This window comes from Methylobacterium guangdongense (assembly GCF_038442355.1).
Classification (GTDB): Bacteria; Pseudomonadota; Alphaproteobacteria; order Rhizobiales; family Beijerinckiaceae; genus Methylobacterium; species Methylobacterium guangdongense.
Genome location: NZ_JBBXMX010000006.1, coordinates 274,090 through 298,369 on the forward strand (window position 1 = coordinate 274,090; position 24,280 = coordinate 298,369).

Genomic DNA, 24,280 nt, shown 5'->3' on the forward strand with positions numbered 1-24,280 from the left:
GCAACGACGGCCGGGGCGCTTCGTTGACGTGCGGCCGTCCTGCCGGACGGGGTGGAACGATGAATGCCGGTTGAGTCCGTGTCGCGTCCGAACGAGTTCCCGCAGGCCGGTGGCGAGATGGGTGCGCTGGTCCGCGCCCACGACTGGTCGCGCACGCCGTTGGGCCCGATCGCGGGCTGGCCGGCCGCCCTCAAGGTCACGCTGAACCTCGTCCTCGCCTCGCCCGAGAGCATGTTCCTGGCTTGGGGGCCGGACCTGACGTTCTTCTTCAACGACACCTACCGGCCGATCCTGGGGCCGCGGCTGTCCTGGGCGCTCGGCGCCCCGATGCCGGAACTCTGGTCGGACGTCTGGGCGCAAGTCCGGCCGTCGGTCGAGCTGGCCCTCTCGGGGACCGCGAGCCGGTTCGACGATCTGCCCCTCTCCATGGCCCGGCACGGTGTCGGGGAGGAGACGTGGTGGTCGTTCTCCCACTCGCCGGTCCGCGACGAGCACGACGCCGTTGTCGGCCTGTTCTGCGTCGTGACCGAGACCACGCAGCGCGTCCTGACCGAGCGGACGCTCCGCGCGCGCGAGGCCGAGCTCCTGCTCATCACCGACAGCCTGCCGCTCCTCATCGCCTTCATCGACCGCGGCCTTGTCTACCGCTTCGCGAACCGGGCCTACGAGGACTGGTTCGCGATGGCGCCGGAGGACGTCGTCGGGCGGCATGTCCGCGACCTGCTCGACGAGGCCGGCTACGCCTCGCGGAAAGACGCCTTCGCCAAGGCGCTCTCCGGCGAACCGGCGCGTCTCGAACTCGACTGGCCCTGCGTCGACGGCAGTCCGCGCGTCGCCGACATCCGCTACCTGCCGCGCCGGGCCGAGGACGGGACGGTCGACGGCTTCTACGTGTTCGTGCTCGACGTCACCGACCGCAAGCAGGTCGAACGGATGCTGCGCGAGACGAACGAGGACCTCGAACGAAGGGTCGCGGAACGGACGCAGCAGCTCGACCAAGTCTGGCGCCACTCACGGGACATGCTGTGCGTGGCCGACTTCGGGGCACGCTTCGTGAGCCTGAACCCCGCCTGGACCGCCACCCTCGGCTGGTCGGCCGAGGAGATGATGGCGCCTTCCTTCCTCGACCTGGTGCATCCGGACGACCGCGACGCCACGGTGACGGCGATGTCCGGGCTGGAGCGAGGCGAGAGCGTCGTCGGCTTCGAGAACCGCTACCGCCACAAGAACGGCGATTATCGCTGGCTGGCCTGGAACGCGGTGCCCCGGGATGGGCTGATCTACAGCGTGGTCCGCGACGTGACCTTCGATAAGAGCCAGGCAGCCGCCCTCGCGACCGCCGAGACGGCCCTGCGCCAGGCCCAGAAACTGGAGGCCATCGGGCAGCTCACCGGCGGCGTGGCGCACGACTTCAACAACCTGCTCACGGTGATCAAGTCCTCGACCGACCTGCTCAAGCGGCCCGAACTTCCGGACGCGCGCCGCCTGCGATACGTCGGGGCCATCTCCGACACCGTCGACCGGGCCGCCAAGCTGACGGCGCAGCTGCTCGCCTTCGCCCGCAGGCAGGCCCTCAAGCCCGAGGTGTTCGAGGTCGGCCGCAGCCTGGGCGCGATCGGCGACATGATCGGCACCCTCACGGGCTCGCGCATCGCCTTCCACGTCCGGGTGGCCGGCCCGGCGTGCTACGTCGATGCCGACCCGAGCCAGTTCGACACCGCCATCGTCAACATGGCCGTCAACGCCCGCGACGCCATGAGCGGGGAAGGCGATCTGGTGATCGCGATGGCCGAGGCCGCCGGCGTCCCGGCCATCCGCGGGCATCGTCCCGTCCCCGGGCCCTATGTCGCCATTGCCATCACCGATACCGGCGCCGGCATCGCGCAGGCCGACATTGAGCGCATCTTCGAGCCGTTCTTCACCACCAAGGGGGTCGGCCATGGCACCGGCCTGGGCTTGAGCCAAGTGTTCGGCTTCGCGAAGCAATCAGGTGGCGACGTCGCGGTCGAGAGCGCGCTCGGCCAGGGCACCACGTTCACCCTGTATCTGCCCAGGGTCGAGGCGCCCCTCGTTGCGGGCGACATCGACGTCGAGCCGGAGGAATTCGTCGATGGCCACGGCACCTGCGTCCTGGTGGTCGAGGACAACGTCGAGGTCGGGACGTTCGCCACCCAGTCCCTGGCCGAGCTCGGCTACGGGACGGTCTGGGCGGCGAACGCGGCCGAGGCGCTGGCCGAGCTGGCGCGGGACGCCGGTCGCTTCGACGTGGTGTTCTCCGACGTGGTCATGCCCGGCATGGATGGGATCGAGCTCGGTCGCGAGATCCGCAGGCTCTACAACGATCTGCCGGTGGTGCTGACCTCTGGCTACAGCCACGTGCTCGCGCAGACGGGCACGTCGGGCTTCCAGCTGATCCACAAGCCCTACTCCATCGAGGAGATGTCCCGGGTCCTGCGCAAGGCGGCGAGCCGGCGCCGGAGGATCACGCCGGAGGGATGACGGCGGCCGGCGATGTCTCCGGAACCGGGCCCACGGACCGTCAGCCGAGGACGGCTCGGTGATGCTGGCACCCGGGTCGCGATGACGACGACCAGCTACGCTCATACGGAACGAGGCGCCGAACAGTCCGTCCGGCGCCTCATCCGTGTCGAACGTCACGGCGTGGCTGCGGTCCGCCTTTACGTCGGCGAACCCTCGGTAGCCGTAGGCCGGCGCGTACCCATGGCTGGGTGCGTATTCGCAGCCGCCGTACGCGTTCGCGCCGATGGCACCGGCGGCGAGACCCGCGATCCCGAGGCGGCAGACTCCGACGTGCCCGGCGGAGCGACGATTCGGTTCCAGGCACAGCCGTTGCGGTTGCGGCGCCTATCGCGCGCCCTGCCAACGCACCGTCATCCGACGAAGGGCTAGGCCGCCATTCGCCTCCGAAGCGCCCTCCGAGTCGAAGGATCGGGCCGACTGGCGCACGATGACAGCGTCCCGCGTGATCGACCAGTCGAACCGGCCAGGCTCCGTCGCAGATGGCATGACCTGTAGCTTGTGGGGGTTTTGGCTAAAGACGATCATTTGATCTGCCCAATGCTCCGATAAGAGCCACGTCTTGATCTGACGGGCCCGAAAGTGTCAGTCTTTTTACGGTCACGTCGACGGCGCTTGACCTGTCTCAGTCGCGGAGGCGGACGACTGCTTCCAAGCCTCGACGCTGGCTGCCGTGCTCGCCAGTTGCGCCGCCAAGTATTGCAGCGCTTCCGTGCAACGACCGTCCTCGCGGCGGACATCGGCAGCGTGAGCCTGATCGTCGCTCGCCGCGGCCAGCGAGTCCGCGGCGAGCGTCAGTCGTTCGGCGACGCGCCGCATCGATTGCGGCCCCGTGAAGCTTGTCCGCGCATCAGCGGAGACGGCCTGGATCAGATCTCCAAGATCGGGCTCGAGAGCCATCTCCCAGTGCTGGGCATAGTTTGACGCCATCATCTGGCACTTGGTGAACCAGCTGAACTCCAAGCCTGTAAGTCTGGGTTGAACCATAACGCACTCCTTGCTGGACGAGCCGAATTCACGCGCCTGCAGACGGCCGACGGTCCCTGTCCCTGCCGAAGCGCCGGCCGATGACGTCACCGTTCGCTCAGGGGCTCCCGTCGACGGGTGACGTAGAGACGCTTGATCCCATCGAGGGGCCTCCTCGAGATTCGGCATGCCGGGACATCCGCGCCTCACCTGCTGGCGGATGTCAGCACGCGACAGGATCCGCGTCCGTCCGACGATACCGGCGCGCGTCGCTTCATCTCCGCGTCGCGCCTGTTGCCCGCAGGATGCAGTCGCCCTTCCCGAGGTGGTGTGGAAAAAGGATTTTACCAGATTCGATAAATATAAATCTGGCCATTCATCGAGGATTATAAATTTTGCTCGGAGAAAAACGAAACCGACGCCGATCTGAACGAAATTAAATTCCGGGCGTTTCCAGTCATCGAGCTTCCGTTGCTGTCGTCAAGGAGATCCGCCATGCTCAATCAAAAGCGTTTCGGGCGCAAAATATCGGTTCCCTCGACGATGGAGATCAAGCGCGATCTGATGAACATGGCGCATGCGGACACGGTCGTGAAGTCCTTTAAGGATCGTGGCCTGACCAGGGACGAATTCGGGGACGTGGTTTCGAGCTTGGTCGCCGATGGTCTGCTTTCACGCGATCGAGCTGAGGTATTGACCGTCCGCTTCGATCGCACGGACCCTCAGAGCGCAAGTCTCGTGGATGATCGTGACGCTCCATGATCTGGGAGCGCGAAGTGGTTGGGAGATGCTTGCCGCGGATGGCCCTGTCGGCAGACCGTGACGCAGGCTTGTGAGCCGGCGCGTGTCGCGAGCCCCACGGGAAAGCGTCGGCGGGTGGTGTGGTGGAGGACCTGTTTTCAACGAGGGCTCGCATCTTGCCGATCGGTCCTGTGCCAGCGTCGAGGCCTCAGCCGCCGACATGCCGTTGTGCGGGAACGAGAAGGGGTTGGCCGGGGGACGCGTGGGTGGACCCGGCGTGGGCGCAGCCGCCGGCTCGGCTTGATCAGGCCAAAATATCTTTGATCAAATGGCGGTTCGCCCGGATGGACGCGATCGTCTGGTCGATCTCGCGCAGAAGCAGTTCCGCGGCGGCACGGGTCTCCGGGCTGTTGAGCGGGCCGGCGACGATCCGTGCCTGTTGGGTCCGGCGCAGCTCCGCCGCGGCGAGGTCCCGTTCCGCCTGCGCAAGGATGTCCCGAAGGTAGGCGTCGGGCAATGTCGGCATGGTGGCAACGTCCCGTCTGAGACATGGATCTCGCCGCGCGGCCCGGTCACGGGCAACGCGGCTTTGCCGGGCTCGCGACCTAGACAGTGAAGATCTGCAGGAGGGCTCCCAGGCTCCCCAGGGCCGCCGTGCTGATCCCGCAGACGAGGACGATATCCCCACCCGCGATGTGCTTCGACACCGGTGCAAACCGGTAGGCTGCCGACGTCAGCGCGACGCCGAGCAACGCGATCGCCAGAGCGACGGCCATCAGAATTGTCATGAGGATGGTCCTTGTCCGCCAGCGGCGGGACTGACCATCGCGCGGACAAGTACAACGTGTGAGTGCGGTGAAATATCCGCCCGATCGGCGATAGAATTTCAAGCGTCGAAAGTCTTGGCGATCTCGCGCCAGGCAGCCGTTCATCACCGTGAAAGCGTCGCTGGTCGGCGGCGTGGTGGCCTGACCGACCGTCATCCCGTCCTCAACACAGTGAGGCCGGAACAGCCCGACCAGGGCGGACGATCGCGCAGGTGATCCGCGGAGGGATCGCAGGTGATCCGCGCCGGGATCGGTCGAGCGAGGCAGGCGGTTCGAACCCGCTCAGCCCGCGCTGAAGCGCTGTGGTGCCGCGGCTTCCGGATGATTGGGGCCCGCCATCCCATCATAAGATTAGCACTTCCACGCGGCGAGTGCTAACGATGGGTCGATCGGGCGACGATGGCACTCTCGCCCGTGTCTGTCAGGCGACAGCGCCAATCATGTCGATTGGATTCCGCTTGGGAGCGATCAGGATCTCACCATGAAATTCCGTCCGCTGCACGACCGCGTGGTACTCCGCCGCATCGAAGGCGAGGAGAAGACCAAGGGCGGGATCATCATCCCCGATACGGTCAAGGAGAAGCCGCAGGAGGGCGAAGTCGTCGCCGCGGGACCGGGCGTGCGCGATGACGCCGGCAAGATCATCGCGCTTGAGGTGAAGGCCGGCGATCGCGTCCTGTTCGGCAAGTGGTCCGGCACCGAGGTCAAGATCGACGGTCAGGACCTCCTGATCATGAAGGAATCCGACATCCTGGGCATCGTCGCCTAGTGCATCGATCCAGACGGAGGCTTCCGCCGAGTCTGGAAAAATTGATGCTTGAACAATGAGCTCGTGCTCACTCGCATGAATGAAGTGAGTGTGTCTGAGCACGAGCTTCGATCAGGCCGTTCGCGGCCTCGAACGACGATCTGCCCGTTGAGGCGCCCGCTGTGGCGTGCCTCGGGGCCAGACGACAGATGATGAGCGCACCCCCATGTCCGCCAAAGATGTCCGCTTTTCGGTCGATGCCCGCGAGAAGATGCTGCGCGGCGTCGAGCTCCTCGCGAACGCGGTGAAGGTGACGCTGGGCCCGAAGGGCCGCAACGTCGTGATCGAGAAGAGTTTTGGCGCCCCGCGCATCACCAAGGACGGTGTGACGGTCGCCAAGGAGATCGAGCTCGTCGACAAGTTCGAGAACATGGGCGCCCAGATGGTGCGCGAAGTGGCCTCGAAGTCGAGCGACACCGCCGGCGACGGCACCACCACGGCGACCGTTCTCGCGGCCTCCATCGTCCGCGAGGGTGTGAAGTACGTCGCCGCCGGCATGAACCCGATGGATCTGAAGCGCGGCATCGATCTGGCGGTGGCCGCCGTCGTGAAGGATATCGCGGGCCGCTCGCGGAAGGTCGCCTCGTCCGCGGAGATCGCCCAGGTCGGCACGATCTCCGCCAACGGCGACACCGAGATCGGCGAGATGATCGCCCACGCCATGCAGAAGGTGGGCAACGAGGGCGTCATCACGGTCGAGGAGGCCAAGACCGCCGAGACCGAGCTCGACGTCGTCGAGGGCATGCAGTTCGACCGCGGCTACCTCTCCCCGTACTTCATCACGAACGCGGAGAAGATGGTCGCCGAGCTGGAAGACCCCTACATCCTCATCCACGAGAAGAAGCTCTCGTCGCTCCAGGCGATGCTGCCGGTGCTCGAGGCCGTGGTCCAGACCGGCAAGCCGCTCCTGATCATCGCCGAGGACATCGAGGGTGAGGCGCTCGCCACCCTCGTCGTGAACAAGCTGCGCGGCGGCCTGAAGGTCGCGGCCGTCAAGGCGCCGGGCTTCGGCGACCGCCGCAAGGCGATGCTCGAGGACATCGCGATCCTGACCAAGGGCCAGATGATCGCCGAGGATCTCGGCATCAAGCTCGAGAACGTGACGCTCCCCATGCTCGGCCGCGCCAAGCGCGTGCGGATCGAGAAGGAGACCACCACGATCATCGACGGCGCCGGCGAGAAGGCCGACATCGAGGGCCGGATCAGCCAGATCAAGGCGCAGATCGAGGAGACCACCTCGGACTACGACCGCGAGAAGCTGCAGGAGCGCCTAGCCAAGCTCGCGGGCGGCGTCGCGGTGATCCGCGTCGGCGGTTCGACCGAGGTCGAGGTCAAGGAGAAGAAGGACCGCGTCGACGACGCCCTGCACGCCACCCGCGCGGCGGTCGAGGAAGGCATCGTCCCCGGCGGCGGCACCGCGCTGCTGCGCGCCATGGCGGCGGTTCAGGGCCTCTCGAACGACAACCCCGACGTCCAGGCCGGCATCAAGATCGTGCTGAAGGCCCTTGAGGCCCCGCTGCGCCAGATCGCCCAGAACTCGGGCGTCGAGGGTTCGATCGTGGTCGGCAAGATCCTCGCCAACGCTTCGGTGACCTACGGCTTCAACGCGCAGACCGAGGAGTATGTCGATATGCTCCAAGCCGGCATCGTCGATCCGGCCAAGGTCGTCCGCGCGGCGATTCAGGGTGCGGCCTCGGTCGCTGGCCTGCTGGTGACCACCGAGGCGATGATCGCCGAGGCTCCCCGGAAGGAGGCGCCCCCCATGCCGGGCGGCGGCGGAATGGGCGGGATGGACTTCTGATCGGCCGGACAGTCTCCGGCTGCAATCCAACGCGCCGGCGTTCGGCTCGTCGGGAGGCACCCGGGTGCGACGCTGGCCGGGTTGCCCGGGCCAGCGCCCCTTCGATCCCGCGGGTGCGCTGACCCTGCGGGAGCCTCCTGCGATCCGCGCCCTGTCGTCACGATCGAGGCCGCCGGCCCGCGCCGCGAGGCAATCCGATCCGTGTGGCGCCGCGAGGGCCGACGCCGATCCCGCAGACGCTCCTCAGGACAACGCCCATGCGCATTCTCGTCGGCTGCGAGATGACCTACGAGTTCCCGCAGCCCACCCCCATCATCGCGACGCTCAACGTCCACGCCTCGCGCTTCTCGGATCTCGAACGGCCTGACTACCTGATCACGAGCCCCGCCGTGCCGGTCAACGGCTACCGCGACAGCTTCGGGAACTGGTGCAGCCGCATGGTTGCCCCGGCCGGACGCTTCACGCTGAAGACCGATACCATCGTCCGGGATACCGGCGGCGGCGACCCCCAGGCCTTCGCCGCCCGGGAGACTGCCGTCGAGGAGCTGCCGTCGGACACCGTGCTGTTCCTCCTCGGCAGCCGGTATTGCGAGACCGACCGCCTGTCGTCGATCGCCTGGGATCTGTTCGGGCACCTGCCGCCGGGCTGGGGGCGTGTTCAGGCGATCTGCGACTACGTCCACGATCGGATTACCTTCGGATACGAACATGCGCGCGCGACGCGGACGGCCTTCGAGGCGTTCGAAGAGGGGCACGGCGTCTGCCGCGACTATGCGCATCTGGCGATCGCGTTCTTCCGCTGTCTCAACATCCCGGCACGCTACTGCAACGGCTATGTCAGCGACATCGGCCTGCCGCTGCCGCATGCGCCCGGCGATTTCGCCGCCTGGACGGAAGTCTATCTCGGGGGCCGCTGGCACACGTTCGATCCGCGCAACAACAGCTCACGCATAGGCCGGATCCTGATCGCCTATGGTCGGGACGCCGCCGACGTGCCGTTGACGCTGACCTTCGGACCGAACGAGCTCGTCGGGTTCCACGTGACGACGGAAGAAGCGCCGCCGGTGCCCTGAGGGACGTCCGTATGCAGCGGTGGTCGTGGCGGCCCTTCGCCGTTCAACGGCACACCGTCACCGTCTGGCTGAAAGCCGTGGTTCCGCTCCGGAGACGCACGGTCGGGAAAGCGGACGGCTCCGGAGGTCCGCCAGCCCGACGGTGACGCCGCGCCGGCCGCGTCACAGTCTCGGCGCTGTCAGCGCCAAGCCGAGCTGCGCGGTTTCCGTCGCCCGTCCCATCCGGCGGTCGACCAAGCGCAGCACCGGCGTGACCGAGACGCCATGCATGAGGATCGAGATCAGGACCGTCAGGCCAGCCGTGGCCCAGAGCAGATCCGTGCGCTCGAACGGGGCATGGCCGATCGCGTAGGCGAGATAGTAGACGGTCCCGAGCCCCCGGATGCCGAAGAAGCTCACCACGGCGCGCTCCTCCGGGGCCCGGGCGCTGCCCAGCATGCCGATCCATCCGCTGACGGGGCGGACGACCAGCAGGGCGATCAGGGCAAACAGAGCGGCCTGCCACGTGAGGGCCTGGAGCAGGCCGCCGCCGACCAGCATGGCGCCGAAGCCGACAAGCAGCACCATCATCAGGAGACGTTCGAGTTCCTCGGCGTAGTCGTGCATCTTGCGATGATAGGCGTGCCCCCGGCTTGAGGACCGGAGCGCCAGGGCCGCGGCGAACACGCCGATGAAGCCGTAACCGTCGACGGCCTGGACGATGCCGTAGGCGAGGCACGTCACGCCCAGGGCCACGAACCCGTCGCCGGTCCGGGACAGCTTCGATAGGTTCGGGAGATGGAAGGTCAGCCAGCCGAGAGCCCGGCCGATGACCGCCCCGAGCACGGCACCCACGGCGATCTTCCAGAGGATGTCGACCGCGAACCAGTGCGACCAGGACAGGCCGCCTCCGGCGAGCGCGATGGCGAGATTCACGAACGGGAAGGCGAGGCCGTCGTTCAGCCCGGCCTCGGAGGTCAGGGCGAAGCGCGGCTCGTCCTCGTGGTCCTCGGCCGGGTGACCGACCTGGACGTCGGACGCGAGCACTGGATCGGTGGGTGCCAGGGAAGACCCCAGCAGCAGCGCGGCGGCCACCCCGAGTCCGAGCAGGGTCGAGGCCAGCGCCGTCAGCGCCAGGATCGTCAGCGGCATGGCGATGCCGAGCAGGCGCCACGTCACGGTCCAGCGCTGCCAGCCGATCAGCCGGTCGATCTTCAGCCCCGCGCCCATCAGCGAGATGACGACGACGGCCTCGGTGGCATGCTCGACGAGCTTCAGATGCAGGCCCGGATGGGGCGTGATGGCGGCCACGGCCGGGATGGCGGACAGGGCAGCCCCGATGCCGACGCAGCAGATGGGCAGTGAGAGCGGGAGGGCCCGGAGCACCATCGGCAGCCATGCCGTCAGAAGCACCAGGACACCGAACCCGGCGACGACGAGGACATAGGTTTCCATTCTACGGTGAACCGCGCCCAGGCCCGGCTCGTTCCTGGTTCCGCCGCGTCCGCGACGCTGGTCCGCCAGGGCCTTCCGGATCGGAGCGGCGGTGTCCGGCAGACCGCCGACGCCGTGATCGGCCCGCCCTCGCCTCTGGACCTGAGCCGGCACGTCATGCCGAAACCGCGATGGAGACGACCATGTCGCGGAAGGCATCGGCGGGCCCGATGAAGCTGCCCGTCACCGGCATGGCTTGGCGGATGTCGCGCGCCACGGCGACCGGGATCAGATTGGCCCCGCCCACGCCGCGGTTGGTCGGGTCGAAGGTCACCCAGCCGGCGCCCGGCAGGTAGACCTCCGCCCAGGCGTGGGTGGACCCGGCATCGGCCGATCCGAGCAGGCTGCGCGTGGGGTCGTGGACCGGCTACGGCAACGCGCCGATCATGCCCTTGACCTCGCTCATGGTATTCTCGCAGGCCCTCTTGTCGCCGCGCCTGTCCTCGTCGGCGGCCCGGACGAGGAGGGTCTTGGCGCGCGCCACGCGCTCGGGCGTCGAGACCAGGACGGGATCGCTCGGAGCATCAAGGCGGGCGGCCTGTACGCCCCGGGGCGATCCGGTCCGAAGGGTGTGCCCCGCCTGCAGGCCGGTCACCTGGACGGCACCGGCGCTGTCAAGGCGCCGCTCGATGGTGCCGATCTGCTCGGCGCAGGACGATGCCAGCGCCGGCAAGGGCGCGAGGGCAGCGAGAATCGTGAGAGTGGCCGGGACGAAGCGCATCGGAGATTGGGACTTTCCACAGGGTGGCAGCATCCAGGACCCGCTCGGCGAGCGCGTAACCCGATGCCGTCCCTCAGCGGTCGATGCGAGGGTAGCAGTGGGACAACCCGCGCCTCCATCTCTTGTTGCGACGCAACATGAAACGCTGAGCAGGCCCGCGTCCGAGGGCGTGTCCCGCCGCGGATCGGATCTGTCGGGCATTCCCGAACGTCGCCCTCAGGCCGGGCGGAGCGCCTGCAGGCGCGGGAAGCCGACGAGCCTGCGGGCATCCTCATCCCAGAGTGCCAGCCCGAGGCAACGCAGGCTGTCGCGCAGGGTCAGTCGTCCGACCTGCCCGAGCATCGCGTGTCCCTCCAGACAGGCTTGGAGCCGGTAGTTGGGGATGCGGCTGTTCAGGTGATGGACGTGATGCAGGCCGACATTGCCGGTGAACCATTGCAGCACGCGCGGCAGGACGTAGTACGAGCTGCCGCCCAGGGCCGTGCTGTGGAAGTCCCAGCCTGCGCCTTCCTCCCAAACGGTCTCCTCGTACTGGTGCTGGACGTAGAACAACCAGCCCCCGATCCACGCGGCCACGGTGACCGTCGGCAGGATCATCCAGAGCACCGGCGCGATCCCGGCGGACGCGAAGGCGAGCGCCGCCAGCAGAAGGGCCAAGCCCAGGTTGAGGGCGAGCACGTCCCGCCAGGCCGTCCGCCACGGCAGCCCGACGCCGAAGGGCATCCGCTGCAGGACGAGGAAGTTGAGAGGCGAGCCGAGGACGATCAGGACGAACGGGTTGCGGTAGAGGCGGTAGCGCAGCCGCCCCCAAGGCGGCAGGGCGAGATACTCACGCACGGTTAGGGTATGGACGTCCCCCGTGCCGCGGCGGCTTAGGTCGCCCGTGGAGGCGTGGTGCAGCGCATGCGCCCGCTTCCAGCTGTCGTAGGGCGTCAGCGTGAGCAGGCTGAGGGCCCGGCCGAGCCAGTCGTTGGCCGGACGCGACGGCAGGAACGAGCCGTGCCCGCAATCGTGCTGGAGGATGAACAGCCGCACGAGCAGGCCGCCGGCCGGCACCGCGAGGGGGAGGACGAACGGGCCGTAGCCCTGCACGGCGCCCCACACCATCAGGGCGCAGAGGGTCAGGTAGGGCAGCAGGGTGTTGGCCAGCTGCCGGAGGGCGAGGCTGAGATCGGGCTCACGAAAGGCGGCGCAGTGCCGGGTGACCTCGCGTGCGAGCGCCGCGACGTCGACCCGGGGAGGCCCGTCCGCGTCCCGACCGTCCGGGACCGGGTTTGATGCGTCCTGTATCACGGCTGGCCGGCAATCCTGTGCGGTGATGGGGAACCAGGGCGGTCCCCGCGTGGAGTCGGGACCCACGGTCCCTCGCCAGCGGCCGGCAGCGACGTCCCGTCTGGATCCGATGAGGGATGCGGCGACTGTCCTGGCGGCAATCGAAAATCGGCCGCGATAAAATCCTCAACACGCAAATTATGAAAACGTTCAATTATAAAATTCCGTCATATGGTGCCATTATTTTGAAGTATTAGCACCTCCTCCGACAGGCCCTGCGGTGACTTTCCGGTCGCGCATTAGCTTCAGTCCGGGGATGCACGTATCCCTCCTCTCACGGCACCTGCCCGCGTCGCTCGACGCCGGGAACAGCCTCGGCCGCGCTCGCCCGATGCGGGCAACGGCAGGGGCGCGACCCAGGGCGATCGAACGACGCGCCCGTGGAGAAAGGGCCTTGTTCGGATGATCCGCCGCGCGACGAGAGGCCGGCCTGTCGATTGAATACGTCTTTTTCCAATATTTTTGCTCACCAATCGAATATGGACATAATGTAGCATGCCCAATTGCCCGGATGGTTCGTTGTAGTACCGGAAGCAATATTTATCGTTGATTGGTAGGGCGCAATGAAAAAGACGATCATGATGGCGGCCGCGGCCCTGGGCGCGCTGGTCATACTTCCGGTCGGCGCCGATGCGCGCGGCGGCTTCGGTGGGGGCGGGTTCCACGGTGGCGGCTTCGGGGGCGGCGGCTTCCGGGGCGGCGGGTTCGGCGGCGGAGCGGGACGCGGCTTCGGAGGCGGATTCGGCGGCAATCGCTTCGGCGGCGGCGGTCTGGCAGGCAGCGGCTTCGGTGGACGCGGGGGCTTCGGGGGCGGTGGCATCCGCGGAACGGGCTTCGCCGGCAATCGCGGGTTTGGCGGCCGGGGCTATGGCTACGGTGGCCGGGGCTATGGGGGGCGGGGCTACGGTGGTCGGGGCTACGGCTATGGCGGCCTCGGGCTCGGCGTCGGCCTGGGCCTCGCGGGAGCGGGATTGGGCTATGGCTATGGCGGCTTCGACGACGGCTACTCTGGCACGGAGTACGGGTCTGCCGGATACGGTGGATACGGGGGCGGCTATGCCCCGGCCGGCTACGGGCAGGGCTATGGTCCCGTCGAGACGGAGGTGGCGCCGGCAGGCGAGTCGGTCAGCTACTGCGTTCAGCGCTTCCGGTCGTACGACCCTCGCAGCGGCACGTATCTGGGCAACGATGGCCAGCGCCATTCCTGCCCGTAACGCCCAGCGCGGGGTCTGACGGGATAGCGGCTCGACAGGAGGGGGTCCCCAGCCGCACAGGCTGTGGGGCCCCTTAGCCGTGCTCCGGCTGGATCCCGGACGCCTTAGGGGCGCCCGAGATAGCGGGAGCGATCCGCCAGCGGCTTCCGCGCGGACTGACGCTTCAGGACTTCCGGCGTGAGGTCGCTCGCATCGCCGAGCAACCGTCGACCGGAGGTGATCACCTGAAGGGTCTGCCGATCCGCGCCCGTTGTCCAGGCGGCCTGTTCCAGATGCTGCAACCGGGTGATGGTATCCACACGGCCTTCGGTCGCACGCGCGAGGTGTGTCGTAACCAAAACCGTCACCAGGCGCTGGAGGTTGATCAATCCGGCATGGTCAAGCTGATGAGTGGCTGTCACGTTGCTGCTCCTTCGGGTCTGGCCCATGCAACATGTCCCATGTCCCGGGACGAATACTTTCACATGAATTGCACTGGGCCGAGATTTTAGCCTATCTTTTGATGGAATTCGAAATACGGACGCTCATCATCTAGGGCGGCCAAATAAAATCGCTGCGCAAATCTTTGCGCAGTGGAACATTGCGTCACCGACGTGCTTCATCAAGAGCGAAACGTGGGTTGGTCGGTCCGCTGCAGTCTCCGGCGCAGGAGGCCGCGGACCCGTCGCCGCCACGTCATCAGCCGGATCTGTCCAGCCGCTCTTCGGGCGGCCGAGATCGCGGCCGGTACTTTCTCCACAGACAGGATATCTTATGAAACGACTGATCCTCGCGATCGCGATTTTGGTCGCCGCAGCACCGGCTCTCGCGCAAGAATCGCCTTATCGCGATCCCGACGCGACGGGATCGATCATCTCAACCCAGCCCAACAACACGGGTGGCGGTGACGACGTGACAGGCTCCCGGGCCGGGACCGGCGAGGACGGGTTCAGCAGCAGCTCGGCTGCCGGCGGCAATGTCAGCCGCCCCGAGCTTGGCGCCCCCAACAGCAGCGGCGGCTCCAGCAACAATGGCGGCTGAGGCGTCCGGTACCGAACCGGCCGCAGGTCCGCCATGAGCGCGTTCGTTCAATCGAGACCCGGAACCGTGCCCGCCAGCGATGCGCGCGGGAGCGGTCCGGGCCTTCCGAGGGTCAGACGCTCCGGTTCGATGCCCCTGCAGCGTGTGACGTCATCGGAACCCGCCCCAGGGCGCGGCCCCGAGGTGGGCATTGCGCCACTTTTGAAAGTCCTGAGTCTCATGCTGTTCCGATCCGAGACCCCGCCGCCGCCCGGCAACCTGCGCGTGCCGGAGCCGGGCGGCTCAGAGCGACCGACCACGGCGATGCTGAAAGCCGACATCGACAGCGGCGCGACCGGCGACAAGATCGCCGCCTATGATCCGGGCCTATCGCAACTCGGGACGGATGACGAAGCGGCCGGCAATGCACCGTCGCACGCGCGTATCGCGCTGGCCCGCAGGACCGAGGCGGCATCCGCCAATGTCAGGCGCGCGGCACGCCCCGCCAGCCTGGATGCTTGGATCGTGCTGGGCTTCAGCGGGTTCATCGGTGCCATCGGGATCGTGCTGAGCGCCGCCATCTGGCTCGGACATTGAGGTCGGCCACGCACTGGCACGATGCGGCGTGACCACCCTCGACCAGACCTCGCAGGTCGTCCGTGCGCTCCTCGGCGCGATGGAGCCCGCGGGCATCGCCGAGGTCGATCAGGCGGTCTGGGCCTCTCCGGGCGCCCGCGCAGGCCTTCGGTTGGCCGCGTGAGGCGGGGGCCCGCGTCAGTCGAAGATGTGCCGGCCCTGAAGGCGTGCCCTCACGCGGCGGCCTGGACCGGTGCGACCGAAGGGTCACCCAACCGCCTGTTTCTCGCGTTGCAGGTATGCGGGGTCGAACTCGGAGATCCGCAGAAGCTCGTCCCATGCCTCGATGACCAGGGCGTTGCTGCGGAGCGTGATCAGGGTCCGGCCGCGCATCTCCTTCAGCACGCGGTTGATGTGCACGGGCGTCAGGCCGAGGGCATCGGCGAGATCGGTCTGGGTGATCGGCAGCGGACAGCGGAAATTGCCGGCCAGGCCCACGGCTTGCAACTTCAGATAGAGCTCGCAGAACAGGTGCGCGACGTGCTCGAAGGCGGAGCGCCGGCCCATGCTGACCAGCCACTCCCGGAAGATGCCCGCATCGATCAGCGTGTCGCGCCAGAAGGCGGTCGCGAGGCCGGGGTGCCGCGCCATCAGCTCCCGCAGACTCTCGTGCGGGATGAAGGCCACGACAGCCTTGGTCAGCGTGGCGAGGCTGTGATCCATCGTGTGGATGTGCAGGCCCTGCAGGTCCAAGATGTCGCCGGGGATCTGGAACAACAAGATCTGTCGCTTGCCCTGGCTGAGAAGCTTGTACCGGCAGGCCCATCCATCGAGGATGAGGCAACACTGCGTGGGCTGGTCGCCGTCGCGCACGATGTCCCGACGGGCGTTGAGGTTGTGGATCCTTATTGGCAGGCTCCGGACCGCCTGACGCTCCGCATCCGTGAGGGTGGCGATGCTCTCCAGTTTGCGGATGAGCATGCCGAGGGCGTTTCGGTCGGGGGCTGAGACCATGTCGCTCCACAACGGTATCGCGGGCGAAGCGCGCAGATCCCCCGGTTGTCGGGGACAGCGTCGGATCAGCTGACGACGATCCCTGCAATAGTCCGATGTTCATTGCGTATTCTATCATAAGACAGATTCCGCGGCGATTAATCGTCAGCACAGCCCGTTTCCAGCCCGCTCTCTTCCTTGGCGGCGTGCTGGTCGGCGGCTCCCTTGAGCCAGATCCGGGGATCGGGCCGGAGCAGCCGCCGGTCTCGAGGCTCGCGCCCGGTGTCGGTTCAGCCCTCGGCGTATTCCAGCAGCGGCGCGATCACCCGGTCGCCGTCGGACCGGACCGTGACGGGGATGCCCTTGGCGGCCGGGGTCTTGCTGCCGACGGCGTAGTGCCAGATCGGCAGGAGGACGTTGCATTCCGGATAGTAGCCGCCGATGCAGCCGATCGGGATGTCGTAGGCCACGACCAGCAGGCCGGAGAGCGCCCGGTCGACGCCATCGTCGGCCACCGTCCGCAACGTCACGGCTTGGCCGACCTTCAAACCCAGGCGGTCGATGTCCGAGCGGTTCATCAACACGACCGTCCGGGTGTTCTTGATGCCCCGGAAGCGGTCGTCGTAGCCGTAGACCGTGGTGTTGAACTGGTCGTTGCTGCGCAGGGTCATCAGGCGCAGGGCGTCATGCCCCAGATCCGGCATGTCGGCATCCGCGTCGAGGCCGGTCGGCGTGACGAAGTTGGCCCGGCCCGTCTCCGTGTGCCAGTCCCGGCGCTTGGCCGGCAGGTCGCGCTGGAAGCCGCCCGGCTCCCACATGCGCCGCTCGTAATCCCAGAACGTATCCGGCAGCGTCTCGCCGATCGCCCTCCGGATCTCCGCGTAGTCGGTCCGGTAATCCTCCCAGCGGACCCGCGGGTTGGGCTCCAGCACCCGCTGCGCCAGTTCGCAGATCAGCCGGATCTCGCTGATCAGGTGCGGCGAGGCCGGGCGCCGCAGGCCGCGGTTGCCGTGCACGCAGGCCGAGGTGTCCTCCATGGACAGGACCTGCTGGCCCTTCGTCGTCTCGTCGATCTCCAGGCGGCCGATCACCGGCAGGATGTAGCTGACCGCGCCGGGCAGCAGCGCGCTGCGGTTGAGCTTGGTGATGACGTTGACGGTCAGCCGCATCCGCCGCCACGCCGGCTCCATCCGGCCGTGGTCGGGGATGGCGCGGACGAAGTTGCCGCCCAGCATCACGAAGGCGCGGACCTCGTCCCTGAGGATCGCCTCGCAGGCCTCCACGGTGTTGTAGCCGGCCTCCCGCGGCGGCTCGAAGCCGAACTGCGCGCCGAGCCGGTCCAGGGGAAACAGCTCGGGCTTCTCGGTGATGCCGACCGTGCGCTGGCCCTGCACGTTGGAATGGCCCCGGACCGGGCAGATCCCGGCGCCGCTGCGGCCGATATTGCCGCGCATCAGCAGCAGGTTGACCAGCATCTGCACGGTCTCGACCCCGTCCTGGTGCTGGGTCAAACCCATCCCGTAGACCGCGACGGTCGCCCGCGCCGCGCCGTAGACCGTCGCGGTCGCCTCCATGTCGGCCCGGTGCAGGCCGGAATGGCGCTCCAGCGCAGCCCAGTCCTGGGCGCGCAGCCAGTCGGCGAAGGTCTCGAAGCCGTGCGTGTGCTCCCGGATGAAGGCCTCGTCGAGCACTGCCGGGCCGCCGGCCGCCAGCGCCGCGTCGTGCGCGTCCAGCACGGCCTTGCAGATGCCCGCCAGGGCCGCGAGGTCGCCGCCGGCCTTGACCTGATGGTATTGCGAGCTGATCCGGGTCTCCGTGCGGCTCAGCATCTCGGCGGGCGATTGCGGGTTCAGAAACCGCTCCAGCCCGCGCTCCCGCAGGGGGTTGTAGGTGATGATCGGGACGCCGCGCCGGCTCGCCTCCTGGAGCGGGTGGAGCATGCGCGGCGAGTTGCTCCCCGGGTTCTGGCCGAAGAACAGGATGCAGTCGGACTTGGCGAAATCGTCGAGCGAGACCGTGCCGATGCCCTGGCCGATGCTGACCGGCAGCGCCACCGAGGTGGTCTCGTGGCACATGTTTGACGAGTCGGGCAGGTTGTTGTTGCCGTAGAGCCGGGCGAAGAGCTGGTAGAGGTAGCTGCCCTCGTTCGACAGGCGACCGGAACTGTAGAACACCGTTCCCTTCAGCCGGTCCTCCACGGCCAGGAGCTCGCGGGCGATCTCGTCGAGGGCATGGCCCCAGGAGACCGGCTCGTACCTGTCGGTCTCGGCATCGTAGCGCAGCGGGTGGGTCAGGCGGCCGGTCTGTTCGAGCTCGTACTCGTCCCAGTCGAGCAACTCGGTGACGGTGTGCCGGGCGAAGAAATCCGGCGTGCAGCGATGGGCGGTCAGTTCCCAGGCCATGGCCTTCACGCCGTTCTCGCAGAACTCGAACGGCAGCGGGCTCGCGGGCTTCACCCAGGCGCAGCTGTTGCACTGGTAGCCGTCGACCTTGTTGTGGCGCGTCAGGGCGATCGGCCCGCTCGCCAGCACGCCTTCCTGTCGCAGGATGTTGCCGACCGAGCGCGCCGAGCCCCAGCCGCCGGACGGAAGGCGGTAGGGTCTGAATACGGGCTTGTCCAAGGGCAGAACTCCTGGCCTGAAAATTTCGGGAAACGCGAACGCTGGAACGGTGTTATACTTAAAATATCAGATCGATGGATTTGTTCGAAAGATTTATTTCTTAACGGAGATCAAGTTGATGGTGACGCGAGATTACATGCTCCGGAAGGGCGCAGGGCCCTCCGCGGCCAAGTTGTTCTTCGACACGCGCGCCGTGCCGCTGGCGGCGAACATGGCCGGCGGCCTCGAAGTCGCCCTGGATCGCGCCGCGGCCCGCAGCGGCCTCCGGCCGTCGCTGATCCTGGCGGGCGTCGCGGGCGTGGGCGCGCTCGCCGTGCTTCGCCTCGTCCGGGCGTCCCGGCGGACGCGCCGGGCCGTCTGACCGGCACGGGGCTCAGCGGCGTCCGCCGACCTCATCGAGATGCTCCAGGAGATCCGCCGGATCCTCGTAGACCCGCACGGCCCCGGACCGCTCCAGTTCCTCGGTGCCGTAGCCCCCCGAGAGGAGGCCGACGCCCAACCCCCGGCACCGGCGCGCCGCCAGCATGTCCCAGATCGAATCGCCGACGATCACCGCAGTCTCGATCGGCTTGCCCAGGCGTTCGGCGGCCGCCAGGAACAGGTCCGGGTCGGGCTTGGCGTACTTCACCATGTCGCGCGTCACGACCGGCACCCGGTCCGGATCGACGCCGAGGGCGTCGAGATTGACCCGCGCCGTCTCCATCCGGCCGCTCGTGGCGATCGCCCACGGGATCCCGGCCGCCGACAGGGTATCGAGCAGCGCCTTCGCCCCGGGGAGCGGGCGGATCTGCTCCGAGAGCCGCCCGTAGGCTTCCGCGTGCAGCCGGCCCAGCCGGGCGACATGCGCGTCGCTGATCGTCCGCCCCGTCTCCCGCAGGAGCTGGTTGGTGAACAGGCCGCCGCTCATGCCGATCTTCCGGTGGATGCGCCAGACCGAGAGGGAGATTCCCTCCGCGTCGAGCGCCTGATTCCACGCGAGGACGTGCTGATAGACGCTGTCGACGAGCGTGCCGTCGAGGTCGAACAGGAAGCAGGTCTCGATCCGCATGGCCGCCACCTCCCTCAGGCCGCCGGACGGAGCCGTTCCATCGCGCGCGCCACGGCGGCGGCGACCCGCTCAGGGGCGAGATGGTGGATCATGTGGCCAATGCCGGGCACGATCACGAGCTCGCTGCCGGTCACATCGTGGTGGAGCCGCCGCGACTGGCGGTCGACATCGGCGATCTGGTCGTCCCCGCCGGTGATGATGACCACCGGCAGGGTCAGGTCCCGGTAATGCGCCTGGAGTTCCGCGGCGGCCGGCGTCATCAGCGCGGCATCTTCCGCCGAGGCGCGCAGCTGGAGCGGGCGCAGCATCATGGCCTTCGGAAAGCGGCGTGCGAAGCGCGCGGGGATGGCGACCGGGGCGAACAGGCCCTTGATCATGGCCGGCAGCATGAGGCGCCCGGCGATCGGCGAGACCGTGTGGCGCATCAGGTCGCCGATGCCGGGGATCGCCACCGGCGACGCCAGGATCACGTCGGCGCGGAGCGTCGGATAGTAGTAGCCGGAGGCCAGCACGAGACCGCGCACGAGCCGCGGCGCCTGGAGCGCGAGGGCGACCGCGACCAGCGTGCCCCAGGAATGGCCGAGGACCACGGCCTGCGTGACGCCGAGCTGCTGAAGCGCCTTGTGGAAGAGCGTGGCGTGGGCGCGGGGCGTCCAGAATCCGCGTGGCCGGTCGCTGTAGCCGTAGCCGGGGCGATCGAACACGATGACCCGGTGGCGCTTGGCGAGGTCGTCGACGAGGCCGCTGACCAGGAAATCCTGGATCAGGGTGCCGTTGCCGTGGATGAGCACCAATGGATCGCCCTGCCCGCGCTCCAGGTAGTGGAGCCGGACACCGTCGACGGTCATGAACGCCCCAATGGGCGGCGTCTCCCGTTCCGCCCGGCGGGTCATCGCCGCCGCGTAGAGCGCGGACGCGCCCAGGGCCGCGGCCGATCCGAGCAGCGCGGGAACGAGCCATGTGCGGGAGTCGGTGCGTCGCGTCATGCTGTGAACCTCGAGGGCGAGAGGAGGGGCGCCGCGATCGGCGGGATCGATCGGGGGCGTCGCGACCCGTGTCGCGGCGCGACATCGAATCCGGGTGGACGGCGCACGTCTCGCGACCCCGCGGTGCACCCCGCGTGAGGGCGCATGGATCGCGGCGAGATGGTGCGGTGCAATAAGCAAACACCGGGGCCGTGCGATCGATCCCGGTTTAATGAATAAATGATCGGCACCGTAATTTGCCGGACTAAGGCGTGGGATTGTCCAGATCATTCGACATGAAGCAGGGGTTGATTTGAGAGCGCCGCTGTTGGGCGGAGGAAATATTTGGAGGGAAGGCATTTGCCTCGCAGGGCCGCAGCACGATCTCCTCTGCGACCGTCCCCGGCCCGAAGATCGAGGAGGGGCGCGATGTCATCATCAAGGTAACCGCCTGCGCCGGTTCGCTCTTGAGTTCGGGCGTCCGATCGCGCTCACCTCTCAGTATGCATCGAGCAAAGATCCGATCATGATCTTTTGACATATTTTGCCACGATTGCTGATGTGGGCGGATCCATAACGTCACACTTCCAGAACTTCAGCTGCCGGCGCCGCGTTATTAATCCAGCTCGACATGTTCGAGTCAGCGAGGTTCAAGTGTGTCAGACCATATTTCCGGCCAGGACGGCCGCCAGGGCAAGCGCGGACGCCCTGCCCTGTACGTCCTGATCGTCAGCGTCGGCCTGATGCTGGCGTCCCTCGCCGGTCTGATGATCTGGCAGGGTGCGAGCGCGCCGCCCGACTATGCCAGCCAGAGCCAAGCGGCGTCGCGCAAGCAGATCACCGGCTCCGAGACAGGCAGGTCGGACGCCGCGTCGTCGACCAACAGCAGCGGCGTACCCGGCGGTAATCCGGCATTTCCGCAGCCCGCAGTCCGGAGCGCCAACCCATGAACGCGCCCGAGATGACGAACGACGATCCGGTCGAGGCCGCGGTGCTCGAACGCGCGCGTCAGAACTTCTGTGACAAGGGGCCGGGCGACCGGATGTGGTCGGATCCGTCTCCGATGAAGGGGGCTACGATGAGCGCCGGTTTCACGCTGGACGCGGACCAGCGGGCCGCGTTCATCGCTGCGGCGCGGACGGAGATCGCATCCGAGGGCGATGCGGCCGAGCGGCCGGCAGAGCCCATGCTCGCGAGCGACGGTCCGCGGGCGCGGCTCGGCGTGCTCGCGCTGTATCAGAGCCCCGCCAAGGCGCAGGCGGCGACAGCCACGCTGGTCGCGGCCGGCATCCCCGAACGGGCGATCCGGCTCGTCGTCGCCCCCTCCGATCCGGAGGACGGCAATGCCGGGGCGGGCGCATCGCCTCCGGACGACCCCCTCCGGGACCGGCTCGGGACGATCGGCGTGGCCCCGGAGGCACTGGACGCCTGCTGCGCCGCGCTGAGGCAGGGAGCGGCGTTGCTGAAGCTCGTGGTCGCGGACGCCCAGCGGGATCGCGTCCTGGGCATCCTGAACGATCACGGCTCGGTCGATCCGACGCTGCGCCTCGCGACGTGGAGCGCCGAGGGGTGGGGCGGCACGTCGCCCGTCTCCACGGAGGGTTGGGGCGGCTATTCCGCCACCTCGACCGGCGCAACCGACATCGCGACGCGGGGGGAATAAGCCGATGGCCCTGTTCGCTCCCGTCCGGTCCGAGAAGACCGACCTCGACGCCGTGCGGCGATACGCGGTGAGCGTCATCGCGCGATCCGAAGGGGAGGACCTGCAGATGAAGGCCGTCACCCTGGCATTGCTCGGCGGGATCCTGTGGCGCGCCGTGCCGGGATCGACCGCGCTGATGCAGGACCCGGCGGGCGCCAAGGCCATCCTGTCGACCACCCTCGGCAGCCGTCATCTGACCTTCTCGTACGACCAGAACACCGAGTCGATCGAGATGCGCGAGGGCACTACGGATGGGCCCGTCCTGCATCGCTTCTGCAACCGGACCCTGGTCGGGGACTTCGAAGGACCCTTCAGCGTCCTGTGGCGGTGAGGACGCCCGGATCCGGTTCGCCCGTCTGTCGGTGCACGCGTTCACCGAGACGCTCGATGGACGCGAGGTTGTCGGCCTCTGGTCCGGGTCGCGAACGACGGGCAGGCTCGGCGGAACCTAACACGTTATAAGATCTGCTCGTCATTTAATGTGCTATAACAACTAAATTCTCTGCAATCTTGCTTTTTGACCGATTTGAATTCTACAATTCCTGGCATAAGCCGCTGACTGCTGCCGCGGTGACGTGCGCGCAGCGAGCCCTGCGCGCGTTCCTCGCTTCCCCATCGCCCGCACGGCTTCCTCCGACCCGAGACCAACTGAGGCCCCGCCGTCCAGTCCGGGCCGCGGGGCTGCTTTTTACGCGGGCCGGCGAGTGCCGGGCGGGACGCCGACGTCCGGGACCGCCACCCGCCGAGGGTCGCCCGGCATCGGTCATACCGGGCGCCACGTTCCTGCGACGGGCCGCGCCCGGACGGTCGCGCCGTCTGCTTATGTGAGAGCGGTTCGATGCAGCAGGCGCTGATGCGGAAGCTGGAGAGCTTCGAGCCGTTGTCCGACCCGGCCCGCTGGGCCCTGAATCGCCTTGCGCTGAAGGCCCGGCAGGTGGGTGCGCGCCAGGATCTGATCCGGGAAGGCGACAAGCCCGAGAACGTGCTCCTCATCCTCGACGGCTTCGCGTGCCGCTACAAGGTCCTCCCGGACGGCCAGCGCCAGATCATGGCGCTGCTCGTGCCGGGCGACTTCTGCGACCTGAACGTGTTCATCCTCGACGAGATGGACCACGCCATCGGCACGATCTCGACCTGCCAGGTCGTGGACATCCCGCGCCAAGCCATCGATGAGATCACCAGCGACCACGCCGACATCGCACGCGCCTTCTGGTGGTGCTCGCTGGTCGACGGCGCCGTCCTGCGGGAGTGGCTCGTCAACATCGGCGGCCGGCTCCCGCCCCAGCGCATCGCCCACCTGCTCTGCGAGCTTCTCATGCGCCTGGAGGCCGTGGGGCGCGTCACCGACAACGGCTACGCCTTCCCGCTGACGCAGACGCAGATCGCCGAGTCGATGGGCCTGTCCGACGTGCACGTGAACCGGACGCTGCGGGATCTGCGCGCGCAGGGCCTGATCCACCTGAAGCGGCGGGTGCTGACCATCCTCGACGTCGACCGGCTCAAGGCGTTTTGCGATTTCACGCCGAACTATCTGCACCTGCGCAACACGCGCTGGGGCAAGCGGCACGATGTGAGCTGGCCCGGTACAGCCCAGGAGAGCTAGCCGATGCCCGGGCGCGGCAACGTCGAGACGCTGCTCGTGCTGCGGCGTCAGCCAATCGCGGTCGACACAGGCAGCCCCGACCGCGACGGTGTCCTGTTGCTCGTCAACGGCCTGCTCGTGGCCGTGCTGGTGCGCCTCGACGCGCCCGAGCACGAGCATCCGGGCCATTGGTTCCTGGAGGCCGGGTTCGGGCGGCTCCAGGGCATGCGGGTGGATGCCTTCCCGACCCTCGATCACGCGACGCGCTGGGTGCGCAGGCAACTGATCCGGTGATGCACG

Annotated in this window: 26 protein-coding genes and 1 pseudogene; 15 read left to right on the top strand and 12 right to left on the bottom strand. The window is 67.8% G+C overall.

Features of this window, described 5'->3' with window-relative positions:
• Positions 1-63: 63 nt before the first annotated feature.
• Complete coding sequence (locus AAHG09_RS14765) at positions 64-2,499, top strand: PAS domain-containing protein (protein ID WP_342108107.1); 2,436 nt, start codon at positions 64-66, stop codon at positions 2,497-2,499.
• 639 nt (positions 2,500-3,138) lie between these two features.
• Here the strand turns inward: AAHG09_RS14765 and AAHG09_RS14770 are convergent.
• Positions 3,139-3,501: a hypothetical protein gene (locus AAHG09_RS14770; protein WP_342108108.1), complete on the bottom strand. Its 363-nt coding sequence runs from the start codon at positions 3,499-3,501 to the stop codon at positions 3,139-3,141.
• Between the two features lie 498 nt (positions 3,502-3,999).
• On the opposite strand from AAHG09_RS14770, the gene AAHG09_RS14775 reads away from it, so the two are divergent.
• On the top strand, positions 4,000-4,266 hold the full coding sequence (locus tag AAHG09_RS14775) for a hypothetical protein (protein ID WP_342108109.1): 267 nt from the start codon (positions 4,000-4,002) through the stop codon (positions 4,264-4,266).
• A gap of 283 nt (positions 4,267-4,549) precedes the next feature.
• On the opposite strand, the gene AAHG09_RS14780 is transcribed toward AAHG09_RS14775, so the two are convergent.
• Together AAHG09_RS14780 and AAHG09_RS14785 are read right to left on the bottom strand one after the other, a co-directional pair.
• A complete protein-coding gene (locus AAHG09_RS14780) occupies positions 4,550-4,771 on the bottom strand; it encodes a hypothetical protein (protein ID WP_342108110.1) in 222 nt (73 codons plus the stop codon).
• Positions 4,772-4,850: 79 nt separating this feature from the next.
• Complete coding sequence (locus AAHG09_RS14785; protein WP_342108111.1) at positions 4,851-5,228, bottom strand: hypothetical protein; 378 nt, start codon at positions 5,226-5,228, stop codon at positions 4,851-4,853.
• Between the two features lie 325 nt (positions 5,229-5,553).
• On the opposite strand from AAHG09_RS14785, the gene groES reads away from it, so the two are divergent.
• From groES to AAHG09_RS14800, 3 genes are all read left to right on the top strand, one after another.
• Positions 5,554-5,841: a co-chaperone GroES gene (gene groES / locus AAHG09_RS14790; protein ID WP_342108113.1), complete on the top strand. Its 288-nt coding sequence runs from the start codon at positions 5,554-5,556 to the stop codon at positions 5,839-5,841.
• Positions 5,842-6,046: 205 nt separating this feature from the next.
• Entirely contained in the window at positions 6,047-7,681 is a 1,635-nt protein-coding gene (groL, locus tag AAHG09_RS14795; protein WP_342108115.1) for a chaperonin GroEL, read from the top strand.
• Between the two features lie 257 nt (positions 7,682-7,938).
• Positions 7,939-8,754 carry a transglutaminase-like domain-containing protein gene (locus AAHG09_RS14800; protein WP_342108116.1) on the top strand — a complete coding sequence of 272 codons (816 nt, stop codon included), beginning with the start codon at positions 7,939-7,941 and terminating at the stop codon, positions 8,752-8,754.
• A 162-nt stretch (positions 8,755-8,916) separates the two neighbouring features.
• Here AAHG09_RS14800 and AAHG09_RS14805 read toward each other — a convergent pair whose 3' ends face one another.
• The 4 genes and pseudogenes from AAHG09_RS14805 to AAHG09_RS14820 form a co-directional block, all read right to left on the bottom strand.
• Positions 8,917-10,188: a cation:proton antiporter gene (locus tag AAHG09_RS14805; protein WP_342108118.1), complete on the bottom strand. Its 1,272-nt coding sequence runs from the start codon at positions 10,186-10,188 to the stop codon at positions 8,917-8,919.
• A 154-nt stretch (positions 10,189-10,342) separates the two neighbouring features.
• Positions 10,343-10,591 (bottom strand): annotated as a pseudogene (locus AAHG09_RS14810) (transglutaminase domain-containing protein); the annotation flags it as partial.
• A 3-nt stretch (positions 10,592-10,594) separates the two neighbouring features.
• Complete coding sequence (locus AAHG09_RS14815; RefSeq protein WP_342108119.1) at positions 10,595-10,948, bottom strand: hypothetical protein; 354 nt, start codon at positions 10,946-10,948, stop codon at positions 10,595-10,597.
• A gap of 216 nt (positions 10,949-11,164) precedes the next feature.
• On the bottom strand, positions 11,165-12,241 hold the full coding sequence (locus tag AAHG09_RS14820; RefSeq protein WP_342108120.1) for a fatty acid desaturase: 1,077 nt from the start codon (positions 12,239-12,241) through the stop codon (positions 11,165-11,167).
• Positions 12,242-12,843: 602 nt separating this feature from the next.
• On the opposite strand from AAHG09_RS14820, the gene AAHG09_RS14825 reads away from it, so the two are divergent.
• Positions 12,844-13,494 carry a BA14K family protein gene (locus AAHG09_RS14825; RefSeq protein ID WP_342108121.1) on the top strand — a complete coding sequence of 217 codons (651 nt, stop codon included), beginning with the start codon at positions 12,844-12,846 and terminating at the stop codon, positions 13,492-13,494.
• 104 nt (positions 13,495-13,598) lie between these two features.
• Here the strand turns inward: AAHG09_RS14825 and AAHG09_RS14830 are convergent, their stop codons facing one another.
• The gene (locus AAHG09_RS14830) at positions 13,599-13,922 is read right to left on the bottom strand and encodes a hypothetical protein (RefSeq protein WP_342108122.1); all 324 of its coding nucleotides are present in this window, start codon (positions 13,920-13,922) and stop codon (positions 13,599-13,601) included.
• A 325-nt stretch (positions 13,923-14,247) separates the two neighbouring features.
• Here AAHG09_RS14830 and AAHG09_RS14835 point away from each other — a divergent pair, with 325 nt between their 5' ends.
• The 3 genes from AAHG09_RS14835 (at position 14,248) to AAHG09_RS14845 (ending at position 15,253) form a co-directional block, all read left to right on the top strand.
• Positions 14,248-14,514, top strand: a complete 267-nt coding sequence (locus tag AAHG09_RS14835; protein WP_342108123.1) for a hypothetical protein — start codon at positions 14,248-14,250, stop codon at positions 14,512-14,514.
• A gap of 219 nt (positions 14,515-14,733) precedes the next feature.
• Entirely contained in the window at positions 14,734-15,090 is a 357-nt protein-coding gene (locus AAHG09_RS14840) for a hypothetical protein (RefSeq protein ID WP_342108125.1), read from the top strand.
• 28 nt (positions 15,091-15,118) lie between these two features.
• Positions 15,119-15,253 carry a hypothetical protein gene (locus tag AAHG09_RS14845; protein ID WP_342108126.1) on the top strand — a complete coding sequence of 45 codons (135 nt, stop codon included), beginning with the start codon at positions 15,119-15,121 and terminating at the stop codon, positions 15,251-15,253.
• An 83-nt stretch (positions 15,254-15,336) separates the two neighbouring features.
• On the opposite strand, the gene AAHG09_RS14850 is transcribed toward AAHG09_RS14845, so the two are convergent.
• On the bottom strand, positions 15,337-16,083 hold the full coding sequence (locus AAHG09_RS14850; RefSeq protein WP_342108127.1) for a Crp/Fnr family transcriptional regulator: 747 nt from the start codon (positions 16,081-16,083) through the stop codon (positions 15,337-15,339).
• A 269-nt stretch (positions 16,084-16,352) separates the two neighbouring features.
• Positions 16,353-18,683, bottom strand: coding sequence for an FdhF/YdeP family oxidoreductase (locus AAHG09_RS14855; protein ID WP_342108128.1), 2,331 nt, complete (start codon positions 18,681-18,683; stop codon positions 16,353-16,355).
• A gap of 118 nt (positions 18,684-18,801) precedes the next feature.
• Here AAHG09_RS14855 and AAHG09_RS14860 point away from each other — a divergent pair, with 118 nt between their 5' ends.
• Positions 18,802-19,044, top strand: a complete 243-nt coding sequence (locus AAHG09_RS14860) for a hypothetical protein (RefSeq protein WP_342108129.1) — start codon at positions 18,802-18,804, stop codon at positions 19,042-19,044.
• 12 nt (positions 19,045-19,056) lie between these two features.
• Here the strand turns inward: AAHG09_RS14860 and AAHG09_RS14865 are convergent, their stop codons facing one another.
• Positions 19,057-19,731 carry an HAD family hydrolase gene (locus AAHG09_RS14865; RefSeq protein ID WP_342108130.1) on the bottom strand — a complete coding sequence of 225 codons (675 nt, stop codon included), beginning with the start codon at positions 19,729-19,731 and terminating at the stop codon, positions 19,057-19,059.
• A gap of 14 nt (positions 19,732-19,745) precedes the next feature.
• Positions 19,746-20,717: an alpha/beta fold hydrolase gene (locus AAHG09_RS14870; RefSeq protein WP_342108131.1), complete on the bottom strand. Its 972-nt coding sequence runs from the start codon at positions 20,715-20,717 to the stop codon at positions 19,746-19,748.
• Positions 20,718-21,352: 635 nt separating this feature from the next.
• On the opposite strand from AAHG09_RS14870, the gene AAHG09_RS14875 reads away from it, so the two are divergent.
• The 5 genes from AAHG09_RS14875 (at position 21,353) to AAHG09_RS14895 (ending at position 24,274) form a co-directional block, all read left to right on the top strand.
• Complete coding sequence (locus AAHG09_RS14875) at positions 21,353-21,646, top strand: hypothetical protein (RefSeq protein WP_342108133.1); 294 nt, start codon at positions 21,353-21,355, stop codon at positions 21,644-21,646.
• A complete protein-coding gene (locus tag AAHG09_RS14880) occupies positions 21,643-22,359 on the top strand; it encodes a hypothetical protein (RefSeq protein ID WP_342108134.1) in 717 nt (238 codons plus the stop codon). Before AAHG09_RS14875 ends, AAHG09_RS14880 begins: the two co-directional genes overlap by 4 nt.
• Positions 22,360-22,363: 4 nt before the next feature.
• On the top strand, positions 22,364-22,729 hold the full coding sequence (locus tag AAHG09_RS14885) for a hypothetical protein (protein WP_342108136.1): 366 nt from the start codon (positions 22,364-22,366) through the stop codon (positions 22,727-22,729).
• Between the two features lie 507 nt (positions 22,730-23,236).
• Positions 23,237-24,001, top strand: coding sequence for a Crp/Fnr family transcriptional regulator (locus tag AAHG09_RS14890; protein WP_342108137.1), 765 nt, complete (start codon positions 23,237-23,239; stop codon positions 23,999-24,001).
• 3 nt (positions 24,002-24,004) lie between these two features.
• Positions 24,005-24,274: a hypothetical protein gene (locus tag AAHG09_RS14895; RefSeq protein ID WP_342108138.1), complete on the top strand. Its 270-nt coding sequence runs from the start codon at positions 24,005-24,007 to the stop codon at positions 24,272-24,274.
• The last annotated feature ends 6 nt before the right edge of the window (positions 24,275-24,280 follow it).

Bases quoted from the DNA above. Each gene is read 5' to 3' on its own strand.
- AAHG09_RS14765 (WP_342108107.1), top strand. From the start codon at position 64: ATGCCGGTTGAGTCCGTGTCGCGTCCGAACGAGTTCCCGCAGGCCGGT.
- AAHG09_RS14775 (WP_342108109.1), top strand. From the start codon at position 4,000: ATGCTCAATCAAAAGCGTTTCGGGCGCAAAATATCGGTTCCCTCGACG.
- AAHG09_RS14780 (WP_342108110.1), bottom strand. From the start codon at position 4,771: ATGCCGACATTGCCCGACGCCTACCTTCGGGACATCCTTGCGCAGGCG.
- AAHG09_RS14785 (WP_342108111.1), bottom strand. From the start codon at position 5,228: ATGACGGTCGGTCAGGCCACCACGCCGCCGACCAGCGACGCTTTCACG.
- groES (WP_342108113.1), top strand. From the start codon at position 5,554: ATGAAATTCCGTCCGCTGCACGACCGCGTGGTACTCCGCCGCATCGAA.
- groL (WP_342108115.1), top strand. From the start codon at position 6,047: ATGTCCGCCAAAGATGTCCGCTTTTCGGTCGATGCCCGCGAGAAGATG.
- AAHG09_RS14800 (WP_342108116.1), top strand. From the start codon at position 7,939: ATGCGCATTCTCGTCGGCTGCGAGATGACCTACGAGTTCCCGCAGCCC.
- AAHG09_RS14805 (WP_342108118.1), bottom strand. From the start codon at position 10,188: ATGGAAACCTATGTCCTCGTCGTCGCCGGGTTCGGTGTCCTGGTGCTT.
- AAHG09_RS14815 (WP_342108119.1), bottom strand. From the start codon at position 10,948: ATGCGCTTCGTCCCGGCCACTCTCACGATTCTCGCTGCCCTCGCGCCC.
- AAHG09_RS14825 (WP_342108121.1), top strand. From the start codon at position 12,844: ATGAAAAAGACGATCATGATGGCGGCCGCGGCCCTGGGCGCGCTGGTC.
- AAHG09_RS14830 (WP_342108122.1), bottom strand. From the start codon at position 13,922: ATGGGCCAGACCCGAAGGAGCAGCAACGTGACAGCCACTCATCAGCTT.
- AAHG09_RS14835 (WP_342108123.1), top strand. From the start codon at position 14,248: ATGAAACGACTGATCCTCGCGATCGCGATTTTGGTCGCCGCAGCACCG.
- AAHG09_RS14840 (WP_342108125.1), top strand. From the start codon at position 14,734: ATGCTGTTCCGATCCGAGACCCCGCCGCCGCCCGGCAACCTGCGCGTG.
- AAHG09_RS14850 (WP_342108127.1), bottom strand. From the start codon at position 16,083: ATGGTCTCAGCCCCCGACCGAAACGCCCTCGGCATGCTCATCCGCAAA.
- AAHG09_RS14860 (WP_342108129.1), top strand. From the start codon at position 18,802: ATGGTGACGCGAGATTACATGCTCCGGAAGGGCGCAGGGCCCTCCGCG.
- AAHG09_RS14865 (WP_342108130.1), bottom strand. From the start codon at position 19,731: ATGCGGATCGAGACCTGCTTCCTGTTCGACCTCGACGGCACGCTCGTC.
- AAHG09_RS14870 (WP_342108131.1), bottom strand. From the start codon at position 20,717: ATGACGCGACGCACCGACTCCCGCACATGGCTCGTTCCCGCGCTGCTC.
- AAHG09_RS14880 (WP_342108134.1), top strand. From the start codon at position 21,643: ATGAACGCGCCCGAGATGACGAACGACGATCCGGTCGAGGCCGCGGTG.
- AAHG09_RS14885 (WP_342108136.1), top strand. From the start codon at position 22,364: ATGGCCCTGTTCGCTCCCGTCCGGTCCGAGAAGACCGACCTCGACGCC.
- AAHG09_RS14890 (WP_342108137.1), top strand. From the start codon at position 23,237: ATGCAGCAGGCGCTGATGCGGAAGCTGGAGAGCTTCGAGCCGTTGTCC.
- AAHG09_RS14895 (WP_342108138.1), top strand. From the start codon at position 24,005: ATGCCCGGGCGCGGCAACGTCGAGACGCTGCTCGTGCTGCGGCGTCAG.